This window comes from Pseudomonas sp. 1L-B-1-E-C1, assembly GCF_057291835.1.
In genome coordinates this window covers 41,482-53,962 of record NZ_JBXAWN010000011.1, presented here as the reverse complement: position 1 = coordinate 53,962, position 12,481 = coordinate 41,482, and the positions used below count along the sequence as shown (strand labels likewise).

At 60.6% G+C, this 12,481-nt stretch carries 14 protein-coding genes and 1 pseudogene; 10 read left to right on the top strand and 5 right to left on the bottom strand.

Features of this window, described 5'->3' with window-relative positions; translation table 11 throughout:
* Positions 1 to 120 precede the first annotated feature (120 nt).
* Entirely contained in the window at positions 121 to 552 is a 432-nt protein-coding gene (locus AC0Z4S_RS19555) for a helix-turn-helix domain-containing protein (RefSeq protein WP_253500751.1), read from the bottom strand.
* 235 nt (positions 553 to 787) lie between these two features.
* Between AC0Z4S_RS19555 and AC0Z4S_RS19550 the strand changes: the two genes are divergently transcribed.
* From AC0Z4S_RS19550 to ycaC, 6 genes are all read left to right on the top strand, one after another.
* On the top strand, positions 788 to 1,771 hold the full coding sequence (locus AC0Z4S_RS19550; protein WP_485624271.1) for an MBL fold metallo-hydrolase: 984 nt from the start codon (positions 788 to 790) through the stop codon (positions 1,769 to 1,771).
* 54 nt (positions 1,772 to 1,825) lie between these two features.
* Positions 1,826 to 2,749, top strand: a complete 924-nt coding sequence (locus tag AC0Z4S_RS19545; protein ID WP_039762138.1) for a LysR family transcriptional regulator — start codon at positions 1,826 to 1,828, stop codon at positions 2,747 to 2,749.
* Between the two features lie 235 nt (positions 2,750 to 2,984).
* The gene (locus tag AC0Z4S_RS19540; protein ID WP_310048639.1) at positions 2,985 to 3,398 is read left to right on the top strand and encodes a DoxX family protein; all 414 of its coding nucleotides are present in this window, start codon (positions 2,985 to 2,987) and stop codon (positions 3,396 to 3,398) included.
* A complete protein-coding gene (locus AC0Z4S_RS19535; protein WP_485624269.1) occupies positions 3,391 to 4,017 on the top strand; it encodes an antibiotic biosynthesis monooxygenase in 627 nt (208 codons plus the stop codon). Before AC0Z4S_RS19540 ends, AC0Z4S_RS19535 begins: the two co-directional genes overlap by 8 nt.
* Before the next feature lie 42 nt (positions 4,018 to 4,059).
* Entirely contained in the window at positions 4,060 to 5,898 is a 1,839-nt protein-coding gene (locus tag AC0Z4S_RS19530; protein WP_042609477.1) for an amidohydrolase, read from the top strand.
* A gap of 68 nt (positions 5,899 to 5,966) precedes the next feature.
* The gene (gene ycaC / locus AC0Z4S_RS19525; protein ID WP_016774080.1) at positions 5,967 to 6,590 is read left to right on the top strand and encodes an isochorismate family cysteine hydrolase YcaC; all 624 of its coding nucleotides are present in this window, start codon (positions 5,967 to 5,969) and stop codon (positions 6,588 to 6,590) included.
* 88 nt (positions 6,591 to 6,678) lie between these two features.
* Here ycaC and AC0Z4S_RS19520 read toward each other — a convergent pair whose 3' ends face one another.
* Complete coding sequence (locus AC0Z4S_RS19520; protein ID WP_485624267.1) at positions 6,679 to 8,106, bottom strand: mechanosensitive ion channel domain-containing protein; 1,428 nt, start codon at positions 8,104 to 8,106, stop codon at positions 6,679 to 6,681.
* A gap of 108 nt (positions 8,107 to 8,214) precedes the next feature.
* Positions 8,215 to 9,234, bottom strand: coding sequence for an alpha/beta hydrolase (locus AC0Z4S_RS19515; protein WP_485624265.1), 1,020 nt, complete (start codon positions 9,232 to 9,234; stop codon positions 8,215 to 8,217).
* A 237-nt stretch (positions 9,235 to 9,471) separates the two neighbouring features.
* Between AC0Z4S_RS19515 and AC0Z4S_RS19510 the strand changes: the two genes are divergently transcribed.
* From AC0Z4S_RS19510 to AC0Z4S_RS19495, 4 genes and pseudogenes are all read left to right on the top strand, one after another.
* The gene (locus AC0Z4S_RS19510) at positions 9,472 to 10,371 is read left to right on the top strand and encodes a LysR family transcriptional regulator (RefSeq protein ID WP_024012435.1); all 900 of its coding nucleotides are present in this window, start codon (positions 9,472 to 9,474) and stop codon (positions 10,369 to 10,371) included.
* 168 nt (positions 10,372 to 10,539) lie between these two features.
* Complete coding sequence (locus tag AC0Z4S_RS19505) at positions 10,540 to 10,812, top strand: CopG family ribbon-helix-helix protein (RefSeq protein WP_485624263.1); 273 nt, start codon at positions 10,540 to 10,542, stop codon at positions 10,810 to 10,812.
* A gap of 1 nt (position 10,813) precedes the next feature.
* On the top strand, positions 10,814 to 11,089 hold the full coding sequence (locus AC0Z4S_RS19500) for a type II toxin-antitoxin system RelE/ParE family toxin (RefSeq protein ID WP_485624261.1): 276 nt from the start codon (positions 10,814 to 10,816) through the stop codon (positions 11,087 to 11,089).
* 99 nt (positions 11,090 to 11,188) lie between these two features.
* Positions 11,189 to 11,416 (top strand): annotated as a pseudogene (locus AC0Z4S_RS19495) (SAM-dependent methyltransferase); the annotation flags it as partial.
* A gap of 263 nt (positions 11,417 to 11,679) precedes the next feature.
* Here AC0Z4S_RS19495 and AC0Z4S_RS19490 read toward each other — a convergent pair.
* Positions 11,680 to 11,988 carry an addiction module antidote protein gene (locus AC0Z4S_RS19490; RefSeq protein WP_253500758.1) on the bottom strand — a complete coding sequence of 103 codons (309 nt, stop codon included), beginning with the start codon at positions 11,986 to 11,988 and terminating at the stop codon, positions 11,680 to 11,682.
* Between the two features lie 2 nt (positions 11,989 to 11,990).
* A complete protein-coding gene (locus AC0Z4S_RS19485; RefSeq protein WP_076567390.1) occupies positions 11,991 to 12,284 on the bottom strand; it encodes a type II toxin-antitoxin system RelE/ParE family toxin in 294 nt (97 codons plus the stop codon).
* Positions 12,285 to 12,481 lie beyond the last annotated feature (197 nt).

Genomic DNA, 12,481 nt, shown 5'->3' with positions numbered 1-12,481 from the left:
GGTAATGCGGCGGACAGGGCGAATCAGTCCCTGGCGCATGCGCAGGCCGTCTGATCCGGGGTGTCCGGGCATAATCCTCAGGTTTGAGCATCAGTGCAACGGGTGGCGTAACGGCAGCAGTCAAAACACCGCAGGCTGCGCGGCGCTGTTGTTCAGTTTGCCCATCACTCGACAGCGCCAGGCGAACGGATTGATGCCCTCGCTGCGAGTGAACATGTGGCAGAAGTGCGCCTGATCGCAGAAGCCACACTCCAGGCTGATCTGCGTCAGGCTGAGGTCGGTGTGCTGGATCAGCAACTTGGCCCGGGCCAGACGCTGGGTGCGAATCCAGTCTTGTGGCGAGAGGCCGGTGCTGCACTTGAACGCGCGGGAGAAATGACTGCGTGACAGTGAACAGGCCCGGGCCAGTTCAGCCACTTCGAGGCTTTCGCCCAGGCGCTCGAGGATCAACTGTTTGATCTGGCGCTCGCGCTGAGGACTGAGTCCGCCAGTCGCGTTTTTCCGCGGTTCGCAGGCAGGGGCGAGGGCGACGGTTTGCTGTAGATAAGCCATGGCCAAGGTCCGTGTCGGTGGGGAAGGCACGGTCGGCGCATTCCCTCAGGTCAAAAAAGCAACGCTGCGCAGAGGTCTTCATTGTTGGGCGAGGGCGTGAGGCTGACGAGTTAATCGTTGTTAATTTCCTCGCTAACGCTGGAACTCAGCACATCCTTGCAAGTCAGCGCCCGGGCTTTACGCGACGATGTCGATAAAGCGCGGCCGGCGTCGGCCAGGATCAAAGGGGAATGCAATGAAAGGCAGGGTAAAAGCAGCGACGACTCTGGCGGTCATGCTGGCAATGTCCGGCGCGATGGCGCAGGCGCCGCAGGTGGGCACTCAGGCGCCGGGTTACTTCCGCTTGGCGGTGGGCGATTACGAAGTCACGGCGTTGTTCGACGGTTACAACGATTTGTCGCCGAAGTTGTTGCAGGGCATGAGCCAGAGCCAGATTCGCGCGCTCCTCGCCCGCCGTTCGATTGAAACCCCAGGGGTGCAGACCGCGTTCAATGCCTTTCTGGTCAACACCGGCAAACAGCTGATTCTGGTGGATACCGGTGCAGGGCAATGCATCGGCGCCACCGCCGGGCAGCTTTCGGCCAACATGCAGGCCGCCGGCTACAAGCCTGAGCAGGTCGACACGATTCTGCTGACTCACCTGCACCTCGATCACGTCTGTGGTCTGGTCGATGCAGAGAAAAAACCGCTGTTCGCCAACGCCACCGTGTTTGCAGCCAAAGCCGAGGCCGACTACTGGCTCGATCCGGCAGCGCTGGCCAAGGCCCCGGCAGGCGCCAAAGAGTTTTTCAAAATTGCCCAGGACTCCACCGCGCCCTATGTTGCAGCCGGTCGCTTCAAGACTTTCGCCCCCGGGCAGTCGCCGTTGCCAGGCTTGGTCGAAGCCACCCTCGAAGCCGGGCACACGCCGGGCAGCACGACGTACCGCTTCACCTCGCAGCAGCAGAGCATCGTGTTCATGGGCGATCTGGTGCACAACCTGGCGGTGCAGTTTTTGCACCCGGAAGTGTCGATCGGTTTTGACGTCAACAGTCAGCAAGCGATCGGCAGTCGTCAGGCCGTGTTCAGTGCGGCGGCGGCGAGCAAGACCTGGGTGACGGCCGCGCATTTGCCGTTCCCGGGTATCGGCCACATCACCGCCGAGGGCAAACACTTCCAGTGGGTGCCGGTGGAATACGGCCCGTACAAACGCGCGGCGAAAGTGCCGTTGATCGAGTAAAGTGCCCAGCGCCAGTGGCAAAAAGCGTCTGACACCGATAAGGAAACCACGCCCATGAACCGTAACGATCTGCGCCGCGTCGACATGAACCTGCTGGTGATTTTCGAAGCGCTGATGTTCGAAAAGAACCTGACCCGCGTCGCCGAAAAACTGTTCATGGGCCAGCCGGCGGTCAGTGCTGCGCTGGGGCGCTTGCGCGATCTGTTCGACGATCCGTTGCTACTGCGCAACGGTCGCGGCATGGAGCCGACGGCGCGGGCACTGGCGATCCTCAAGGAGCTGCAACCGGCGATGGACGTGATTTCCGGTGCGGTCAGCCGCGCCAAGGAATTCGAACCGGCGAGCAGTTGCGACGTGTTCCGCATCGGTTTGTCGGACGACGCCGAGTTCGGTCTGTTTCCACCATTGTTGCGCCAGCTTCAGCAGGAGGCGCCGGGGATCGTGGTGGTGGTGCGCCGCGCCAACTATCTGTTGATGCCGGCGTTGTTGGCCTCGGGGGAAATTTCCGTGGGTGTCAGTTACACCACGGATCTGCCGGCCAATGCCAAGCGCAAGAAGCTGCGCGACATTCCCTGCAAAGTCCTGCGCGGCGATGATCGTCCGGGGCCGCTGACGCTGGACGAATATTGCGAGCGACCGCATGCGATGGTGTCGTTCTCCGGTGACCTGAGCGGCAATATCGACCTCGATCTGGCCAAGATCGGCCGCTGCCGCCGGGTGGTTCTCGGTGTGCCGCAATTCAGTGGCTTGCGTGCCTTGCTCGCCGGTACCGAGATGATCGCCACCGTGCCGGATTACGCTGCCTGTGCACTGGTCGAAGGCTGCGCCCTGCGTGCCGAAGACCCGCCATTCCCGATCGATGCCGCGCAATTGTCGATGGCGTGGAGCGGGGTGCACGACAACGACCCGGCGGAGAAATGGCTGCGGTCGCGGATCAGCCAGTTCATGGCGGCGCCGCTGGATATTCCGGCGCTTTAACCGCCTTCTATCACACAAGCAGTTTCGTGTGGGAGCGAGCCTGCTCGCGAAAGCGGTGTGTCAGTTAGTGTGGATCTGACTGACCCGACGCCTTCGCGAGCAGGCTCGCTCCCACAATGTTTTGTGGCTGACTGCAGACCGTCGGCGGTCTGAAAAGCAACTAAGCACACCCATCCAATTTCTCCCGCCCCGGCCTTGGCATGATTCCCGTCAATGACATTCAAAGGGTCGGGTCATGATTGCTACGAGGGATGAACAGGCACGCGACATCGGGTTGCTGTTCCTGCGGGTCAGCGGCGGGTTGTTTCTGTTGTGGGTGCACGGCTTGCCCAAGCTGCTGGACTTCACCGCGCAACTGCAACTGATCGAAGATCCGTTCCACCTCGGTGCCCACCTGACCCTGATCCTGGCGATCTTCGCCGAAGTCCTCTGCCCACTACTGATCGTCGCCGGTGTGCTGGCGCGATTGGCCTGCTTGCCTATTCTCTTTGTGCTGCTGGTGGCGTTGCTGGTCGTGCATCCGCAATGGAGTGTGGCCGAAGGGCAGTTCGGCTGGTTGCTGTTGATTCTTTTCACCACTGTATTGATCGCCGGGCCTGGACGGCTGGCGGTTCCTGTTCGTTTGCCCGGAGTGCTGCGTTATGCCTGAAGTCCTGAATCAACAAGCACCGGGGGCCGATGAGACTGTCACGTTGATCATCAAACACTCGGTCAAGGCCGGTTTCGAGTCGGCGTATGAAGCATGGCTGCGCAACATCGTGCGCGTTGCCGGGCAGCGCGAAGGGCATCTGGGAGTGGACGTGGTGCGCGGCAAGCGCGGGCGTCTGGATTTTTATACCTGCGTGCTGCGTTTCAGCTCCACCGAAGCGATGCAGGGCTGGCTGGAATCCTCCGAGCGTCAGGCGCTGGTCGCCGAAGCTGCGCCGATGCTGGCCGACGGTGATCAGACCGAAGTCGCTCCGGTCAATGAATTCTGGTTCTCGCCCCTTGCCGATGCCGCTTCGCCGCCGCCGCGCTGGAAGCAGGCCGTGGTCTCGCTGCTGGTGATTCTGCCGCACACCTTGCTGGTGCCGCTGATCTGGGGGCCGTTGCTGGCGCTGCATCCAATCCTTTCCAACTACGTGGTCGCCACCTTTTTTATCACCCTGACCATCGTCCTTTCGGTGGTCTACGTGGTGATGCCGCCGGTGACCCGTTTGTTCACCCCGTGGCTGGAAGCCAGCCAGGCCCATGAACACCTCGATTCCCAAGGAACCTCGCCACGCTGAGCGCGGGGTTCGCTTCTTTTCACTTTTGCTTGAGGAACTGCGATGAGCGCCGATCTGATTTTATTCAATGGCCAATTTCATACCGTAGACCGGGAAAAACCACTGGCCAGTGCGGTGGCGATCAAGGATGGCCGCTTCGTCGCCGTCGGTAACGATGCCGAGGCCATGGCCCTCAAGGGCAGCGCCACGCAAGTGGTCGACATGAAAGGCCGCTGCGTTATCCCTGGCCTCAACGACTCGCACTTGCACCTGATTCGCGGCGGTTTGAACTACAACCTCGAACTGCGCTGGGAAGGCGTGCCGTCGCTGGCCGACGCGCTGCGCATGCTCAAGGATCAGGCCGATCGCACACCGACCCCGCAGTGGGTGCGTGTGGTCGGTGGCTGGAACGAATTCCAGTTCGCCGAAAAACGCATGCCGACCCTGGAAGAAATCAACCAGGCGGCGCCGGATACCCCGGTTTTCATCCTGCACCTCTACGACCGTGCGCTGCTCAACCGCGCCGCCCTGCGCGTGGCCGGCTACACCCGCGACACGCCGAACCCGCCGGGTGGCGAGATCGTGCGCGACAGCAACGGCAACCCGACCGGCATGCTGGTTGCGCGGCCGAACGCGATGATTCTCTACTCGACACTGGCCAAGGGGCCGAAGCTGCCGCTGGAATATCAGGTCAACTCGACCCGCCAGTTCATGCGTGAACTCAATCGCCTCGGCCTGACCAGTGCGATCGACGCCGGCGGTGGTTTCCAGAACTACCCTGACGATTACCAAGTGATCGAGCAACTGGCCAAAGACGACCAGTTGACCGTACGCATCGCCTACAACCTGTTCACCCAGAAGCCGAAAGAAGAGCTGACCGATTTCCAGAACTGGACCGGCAGCGTTAAGTTGCATCAGGGCGACGACTACCTGCGCCACAACGGCGCTGGCGAGATGCTGGTGTTCTCCGCCGCTGACTTCGAAGACTTCCTCGAACCGCGCCCGGACCTGCCGCAGACCATGGAGCAGGAGCTGGAGCCGGTGGTGCGCCACCTGGTCGAGCAGCGCTGGCCGTTCCGTCTGCACGCCACGTACAACGAATCGATCAGCCGCATGCTCGACGTGTTCGAGAAGGTCAATCGCGACATTCCGTTCAACGGTCTGCCGTGGTTCTTCGACCACGCGGAAACCATCACCCCGCAAAACATCGAGCGCGTGAAAGCGCTGGGCGGCGGCATTGCGATTCAGGATCGCATGGCGTTCCAGGGTGAATACTTCGTCGATCGCTACGGCAAACAAGCTGCCGAAGCCACGCCACCGATCAAGCGCATGCTCGCTGAAGGCGTGCCGGTCGGCGCCGGCACCGATGCCACGCGCGTATCGAGCTACAACCCGTGGACCTCGCTGTACTGGATGGTCAGCGGCCGCACTGTTGGCGGTCTGGCCCTGTACGAAGAAGGCTTGCCACGCAGCACCGCGCTGGAACTGTTCACCCACGGCAGCGCCTGGTTCTCCTCGGAGCAGGGCAAGAAGGGCCAGATCCGCGTCGGTCAACTGGCTGACCTGGCGGCGCTGAGCGCGGACTTCTTCAGCGTCGAAGAAGAAGCGATCAAGTGGATCGAGTCGGTGATGACCGTGGTCGGCGGCAAGATCGTCTACGCCGCTGGCGATTTCGAAGACCTCGGCCCGCGTTCGATTCCGGTACTGCCGGACTGGTCGCCAGTGGTGAAAGTCCCGGGCCACTGGCGTCCGAACTCGCCACTTCAGGCGCAGGTTCACCAGTGCAGCGGGCCGTGCGCCGTGCACACCCACAGCCATGAAAAAGCGCGGATGTCGAATGCACCGGTCAGTGACTTCGCCGGTTTCTGGGGCGCGTTCGGCTGTTCCTGCTTCGCGTTCTGAGTTTGAAAAAAGCGCCGGTCATCAGGGCCGGCGCTTCCCGCAACAACCATCCATCCAGGAGTTTTGCCATGAGCGTTCCTTACAAGCGTCTGAACAAAGATGATGCCGTCGTCCTGCTGGTCGACCACCAGACCGGTCTGATCTCGCTGGTGCAGGATTTCTCGCCGAACGAGTTCAAGAACAACGTGCTGGCACTGGGCGACATCGCCAAGTTCTTCAAGCTGCCGACCATTCTGACCACCAGCTTCGACGCGGGTCCGAACGGTCCGATCGTGCCTGAGCTGCTCGAGCAATTCCCCGACGCGCCGTTCATTCAGCGTCCAGGCCAGATCAACGCCTGGGACAACGAAGACTTCGTCAAAGCGATCAAGGCCACCGGCCGCAAGCAGCTGATCATCGCTGGTGTCGTGACCGACGTCTGCGTAGCTTTCCCGACCCTGTCGGCAATTGCTGAAGGCTTCGAAGTGTTCGTCGTGACCGACTCGTCGGGCACCTTCAATACCACCGTGCAACAAGCGGCGTGGGCGCGGATGTCGGCCGCCGGTGCACACCTGATGAACTGGTTCGCTGTGGCTTGCGAACTGCAGGGCGACTGGCGCAACGACATGGAAGGCCTGGCGCACCTGCTGTCCGAGCGTCTGCCTAACTATCGCAACCTGATCAACAGCTATACCAAGTTCACCGCCAAGTAAGAAAATCAAAAGATCGCAGCCTTCGGCAGCTCCTACATGGGAACGCATTTTCCCTGTAGGAGCCGCCGAAGGCTGCGATCTTTTGCTGTTAGCGCTTCTGCAACCAACCCAAGAACCCGCCTTTTTTCACCGCCACCGGTTTGGCCATCAACGCGAGGCGACTGTTCTGCTGACGCACCGCCTGCAACTTGTTCAAGGCCCGGCCGACTTCGCTGCGCTTGTCCATGCACTCTCGGGTCAACTGCTTGTCGAGGCGATAGATGATGCTCGACGTCAGCGCCGTGAACGTCGCCTGCGACGGCGTATCGGCGAGGATGCTCTGCTCACCCATGACTTCGCTCGGCCCCATGCGTCCGGCCTCGGTCTGACCATTGCCGTCCGGCACCGTCGCGCTGACCACGCCCGTGGCAATCACGAACAGGCTGTCCGGCACTTCGTCCAGATCCAGCACTACCTGACCGGCCGTGTACTGCTGCGCGACCATCGACTCAGCGAGGCGATCGCGTTCCTCACTGCTCAGCGAGCGGAAAATCTTCACCTCATCCAGCAACGCACGAGCACGGCTCGACGGTTCGATTACGCCGTCGGGGTGCCGCGAAATGCCCGCCGCTTCGAGATGGCGGTGGGCGAGGTCGAACAGCTGATTGCGCACTTCGCTTTTCTTGCCGAGCTCGGCGATAAATCCACTGGCAACGTATTCGGACATGGTTTCGCCAGCCTCTTTGAGCACGGCTTTCGGCGCCGGGCTGAGCAACAGCGAACTGCTGCCCTGCAAGGTGCGATCGAGGGCATCGAGGACCCGTCGCGGACGAATGTGGTTGGGCACCTGGATGCTGATCGACACGCCGTGCATGTTGCTCGGCCGACTGAGGTTGACGATCTTCGCCTTGGCCGCCACCGAGTTCGGTACCACCGCCATGGTGCCGGCGCTGGTCAGCAGGTGCGTGGCGCGCCAGTCGATATCGAAGACCTTGCCTTCGACGCCGTCGATCATCACCAGATCGTCCACCTGATAGGGCTTGGTAGTGTTGAGGACGATGCCGGAAAACACATCGGCGAGAGTGCTCTGCAGGGCCAGACCGACAACGATGGCGACCACCCCGGAAGTGGCCAGCAGGCCTTTGACCGGCAGTTCCAGTACGTAACCGGCCGCCGCAACAATCGCGACCAGAAACACCAGCGCGCCGATGACGTCCTGCAGCAAGCGACCGCTGTGACCGATGCGGCGCATCAGCGCCAGGCCGATCACTTCGGTCAGCACCCGTGCTGCGTACAACCACCAGAGAATCCCCAGCGCCGTCGCACCCAGCTGCGCCACGCGATCATCGGCGAACAGCGGCGCCTGCAACGGGCTGACGCCGGCGTTGATCACCAGCGCGCTGAATGCCAGAAACAACGCCAGACGCACACCGACTCGCGGCGCGCGATGGATGAAGGGCGAGAAATGCCAGAGTGCCGCGTCGAGCAGCAACAGGACGGCGCTCCAGGACAGCAGATGGGCGTAGAAAAGAGTCATGACCGAAGCTCCGCAATGGCTGCAAATGAAAAGATCGCAGCCTGCGACAACTTCTACTTTGGAATGCGTTTTCCTGTAGGAGCTGCCGAAGGCTGCGATCTTTTGCTTTTATGGATTCAGATGGGTCTTCAGTTCAGCCGCCGCCTGACGCACCGCCGCTTTGACTTCCGCAATCTGGCTCAGCGGATTGAGCAGGCCGAAGTCATGAATCATCCCGTTGTAACGCACCGAGGTCACCGGCACGCCAGCCGCATCCAGATGCCGCGCGTAGCCTTCGCCTTCGTCACGCAGCACGTCGAACTCGGCGGTCTGCACCAGCGCAGCGGGCAGGCCCTTGAGCTGTTCGGCGCTGGCGTTGAGCGGCGAGGCGTGGATCTGCGCACGCTCGGCCGGGTTGGTGGTGTAGTTGTCCCAGAACCACTGCATCATGCCCTTGGTGAGGAAGTGACCCTCGGCAAATTGCTGGTACGAGCCGTCGTCGAATTGCGCATTGGTCACCGGCCACATCAACAGTTGGAAGCGCAGGGCAGGGGCTTTCTGCTCCTTTGCCATCAACGCCACGACCGCCGCCATGTTACCGCCGACGCTGTTGCCGGCTACCGCCAGACGCTTGCCATCGACGCCGATGTCCTTGCCGTGTTCGGCCACCCATTTCGTCGCGGCGTAAGCCTGGTTGATCGCGGTCGGGTACTGCGCTTCCGGCGACGGCGTGTAATCGACATACACCGCAACGGCGCCAGAGCCGACTACCAGATCACGGATCAGGCGCTGATGCGTCGGGAAGTCACCCAGCACCCAGCCGCCACCGTGGAAGAACATGAACACCGGCAACTCACCTTTGACCTTGGCCGGGCGCACCACTTTCAGGTTGATGGTCTGGCCGTCGACCTTGATAGCTTTGTCGCTGACTTCCACACCGGACAGGTCAACCTTCACCGAAGCCTGGGCACCGGTCAGCACCGCACGGGCATCTTTCGGGCTCAGCTGTTCCAGCGGGCGACCACCGCCAGCGGCGAGGGCGTCGAGGAATGCTTGAGTGTTGTGTTCGACCCCAGTGTTGCCAGCGGCAAAGGCGCTGCTGACGGACAGGGCGAGGAGGGAGGCGGCGAGGGTTTTCTTGATGCTCATGTTCAATTCCATTTTTGAATGTGTGATGTAGGAGCTGCCGAAGGCTGCGATCTTTTGATTGTCGGACGCGGAGCGTCCCCGGCTGCGTTCCCACCCAGAGCATGGGAACGATCGGATCGCAGCCTTCGGCAGTTCCTTGTGTTCAGGGTTGTTTTCAAACCGTGAGCAAAGATTAATGGGCTGCTGAAAAGCGAAAAAGCGGCTATAAAGCGTTTAACTGTCCACCAGAGAGTGACAATGAACCCGTTCGAAGACATGCGTATTTTTTGCCAGGTCATGGACTCCGGCAGCTTCACCGCCGCGGCTGATCAGTTGGGCCTGTCCAAGCAGTTCGTCAGCCGACGTTTGATGCAACTGGAAGAGCGCCTCGGTGTGCGCTTGTTGAATCGCTCGACCCGCCGGCTCGACGTCACCCCGCTCGGGCAGAGCTACTACGAGTCGGCGCTACGTTTGCTCGGCGAGGTGGAGCAGGTCGAGCAGGGCATCGCCGGTGAAACCGCCGAACCGCGCGGCACGATTCGCCTGAGCGCGCCGCTGTCGTTTGCCGTGGCGCATCTGGGTTGTCTGTTGCCGCTGTTCCTGCAGCGTTATCGCGAGGTTACTGTCGAGGTCGATTTGAGCGATCGCCCGGTCGACCTGCTCGGCGAGGGCTACGACCTGGCCCTGCGCATCGGCGTACTGGAAGACTCGACGCTGATCGCCCGACGTATCGCCAGCATCGAACGGGTGTACTGCGCCAGCCCTGCGTACCTTGCCGAACGCGGCACGCCACTCAAACCCGAAGACCTGCACAGCCACGACTGCCTACCGTACGGCCACGGGCGCTCGGTGCAATGGCGCTTCAACGAAGCGCCGGGCAAACCGCTGCTGATCAACGTCACCGGCCGCATGCGCGTGAACAACGGCGAACTGCTGCGGGACGCGGCGGTGCAGGGGATGGGGATTACCTACCTGCCGACCTTCATCGTCGGCGCGGCGCTGAAGGACGGGCGGCTGGTGCCGGTGCTGGATGATCTACGCCCGGAGCCACTGACCTTATCGGCGGTATATCCGCAACATCGCCAGGCTTCGCGGCCGGTGCAGGCGCTGGTGGAGTTTTTGCGTGAGCGGCTTAACCAGAGTCATGTGAATCTTTGATTTTATTTACCGTCGAGTATCGCGTTCTGTCGGGCCAAATAGCGGTGCATGGGCAGTTATGATTAACTTTGATTCAATTTGTATCAAAGCTGAGCGAACACAATAGGGCAGGATTACTCTGATCGACGGTGAACGCCCGCTGCCCGCAATCTCAAGGAGTCAACTGACATGGCCGCGCCAATCAAAACCCGATCCGTGACTGCCCATGTACCCGTGCAATTGGCCGAAAAGGTCGATCTGATGGCTGAGCGTCTGGAACGCTCGCGTAACTGGATTGTGAAACAGGCCCTGAGCGCCTGGATTGATCAAGAGGAAGAGCGCAGCCGTCTGACGCGCGAAGCCTTGGCTGATGTGGACGCCGGGCGCGTTATCGATCATCAATCAGTGCAGGCATGGGCGGACAGCTTGAGTTCCGATACGCCTCTCAAGGCTCCACTTTGATATGGAGTTGAAGTGGACCAGCAAAGGGCTTTCCGACCTGACCAGGCTTTACGAGTTTTTGGCACCAGTTAATCAACCTGCCGCTGCGCGCACTGTGCAACAGCTGACCGCCGCTCCGATAATGCTGCTGGCCAATCCGCGCTTGGGTGAACGTCTGGAAGAATTTGAACCGCGAGATGTTCGCAGGATTCTGGTCGGGCACTACGAAATGCGCTACGAAATTGTCGATTCGACTATCTACCTGCTGCGCCTTTGGCACACTCGCGAAGAACGGTAATTCATCGCCAGACTCGCGCTTACAACATCGCAACAACCCCAACTCCGCGTCTGTTCTAGACTCACGCCGCTCAATCACGAGCCTCATCCGGAGTGCGCCATGGAAGTGCCCAACCCCAAAACCGCCATCGAGAGCAATCGACAGGCGTGGAACGATTCCGCCCGTCATCATCAGGATTCGCCGGACTGGCAGGCATTGCTCAGTGATGTCGCGCAGGCGGAGTTTTGCTGCCTTGATGACACCTTGCGCGGCTTGTTGGAAGTCGACGTTAAAGACGTGATTCAACTGGGCTGCAATAACGGTCGGGAAAGCCTGTCGCTGTTTGCGGCGCCATCGGAGCGGGGCTGAGCATTGTGGACTTTCAGGAGTATGCGCATTCGAATCGAGAAGAGGTGTATGACTGCTACCTGAACCAGCAGGCGCAGTTGCCGATGTGCTTTAGCCTGGTGGCGAGCAAGGCCTGAGAACCTTTATTGCGACGGCTGGCCTCATCGCGAGCAGGCTCGCTCCCACATTGGTTTCGCGTACGGCGACTATCCAGTGTGGGAGCGAGCCTGCTCGCGATGGCGGCCTTGCAACCGCTACAAAATTCAGGGAACGGCGTGATTGACTACGTGCCCCGGCTGCGCATATAGATCGATGCCCAGTGCATGAATTACCTTCAGCACTGTGTCAAAGCGCGGCTTCGCTCCGGGAGCAAAAGCCTTGTACAAACTTTCACGACCCATGCCTGAATTCCTGGCGATCTGCGTCATTCCTCGCGCTCTTAACACGTAACCGATAGCGCGAAGGAATTCTTCGCTGTCTCCGTCTGCAAGCACCTGCGACAGGTATTCGCTGATGGCTTCGTCACTGTCGAGCAGCGCGACCATGTCGAAATTCGTCAAAGTCTGGCTCATGGTTAAACCTCCTTTGCCATTTTTTGTGCGCGTCGGATGTCTGCGCTTTGTGAGGATTTGTCGCCTCCGGCCAGCAGAATGATTACTGCGCCATTGCGGATTGTGAAATACACCCGGTAGCCCGCGCCAACATCCAGACGCATCTCAGAGACTCCATCGCCCACCGATTTGGCGTCGCCGAGATTACCTGTTGACGCCCGATCAATACGCCGGGCGATAGCCACTTTGGCGCGCAAGTCTCTAATCGAACGGTGCCAAGCCTGGAATATTGCGGTTTGCTGGATAAGATAAGTCATTAGTCGACTGTATCCAAGTGGATACGGATAAACAGTCGGCCAAGTCTTTTCCGAATATTGGAAGTGTCGTCACAGTTTGTAGGCAACCAGCCAATCGATTGTGAGAGCTGCGGTTGCAGCTACTGGCCTCATCGCGAGCAGGCTCGCTCCCACATTGGTTTCGTGTACGGCGACTATCCAGTGTGGGAGCGAGCCTG

Excerpts from the sequence above, each read along its gene's own strand:
- AC0Z4S_RS19555 (WP_253500751.1), bottom strand. The coding sequence starts at position 552 with ATGGCTTATCTACAGCAAACCGTCGCCCTCGCCCCTGCCTGCGAACCG.
- AC0Z4S_RS19550 (WP_485624271.1), top strand. The coding sequence starts at position 788 with ATGAAAGGCAGGGTAAAAGCAGCGACGACTCTGGCGGTCATGCTGGCA.
- AC0Z4S_RS19545 (WP_039762138.1), top strand. The coding sequence starts at position 1,826 with ATGAACCGTAACGATCTGCGCCGCGTCGACATGAACCTGCTGGTGATT.
- AC0Z4S_RS19540 (WP_310048639.1), top strand. The coding sequence starts at position 2,985 with ATGATTGCTACGAGGGATGAACAGGCACGCGACATCGGGTTGCTGTTC.
- AC0Z4S_RS19535 (WP_485624269.1), top strand. The coding sequence starts at position 3,391 with ATGCCTGAAGTCCTGAATCAACAAGCACCGGGGGCCGATGAGACTGTC.
- AC0Z4S_RS19530 (WP_042609477.1), top strand. The coding sequence starts at position 4,060 with ATGAGCGCCGATCTGATTTTATTCAATGGCCAATTTCATACCGTAGAC.
- ycaC (WP_016774080.1), top strand. The coding sequence starts at position 5,967 with ATGAGCGTTCCTTACAAGCGTCTGAACAAAGATGATGCCGTCGTCCTG.
- AC0Z4S_RS19520 (WP_485624267.1), bottom strand. The coding sequence starts at position 8,106 with ATGACTCTTTTCTACGCCCATCTGCTGTCCTGGAGCGCCGTCCTGTTG.
- AC0Z4S_RS19515 (WP_485624265.1), bottom strand. The coding sequence starts at position 9,234 with ATGAGCATCAAGAAAACCCTCGCCGCCTCCCTCCTCGCCCTGTCCGTC.
- AC0Z4S_RS19510 (WP_024012435.1), top strand. The coding sequence starts at position 9,472 with ATGAACCCGTTCGAAGACATGCGTATTTTTTGCCAGGTCATGGACTCC.
- AC0Z4S_RS19505 (WP_485624263.1), top strand. The coding sequence starts at position 10,540 with ATGGCCGCGCCAATCAAAACCCGATCCGTGACTGCCCATGTACCCGTG.
- AC0Z4S_RS19500 (WP_485624261.1), top strand. The coding sequence starts at position 10,814 with ATGGAGTTGAAGTGGACCAGCAAAGGGCTTTCCGACCTGACCAGGCTT.
- AC0Z4S_RS19490 (WP_253500758.1), bottom strand. The coding sequence starts at position 11,988 with ATGAGCCAGACTTTGACGAATTTCGACATGGTCGCGCTGCTCGACAGT.
- AC0Z4S_RS19485 (WP_076567390.1), bottom strand. The coding sequence starts at position 12,284 with ATGACTTATCTTATCCAGCAAACCGCAATATTCCAGGCTTGGCACCGT.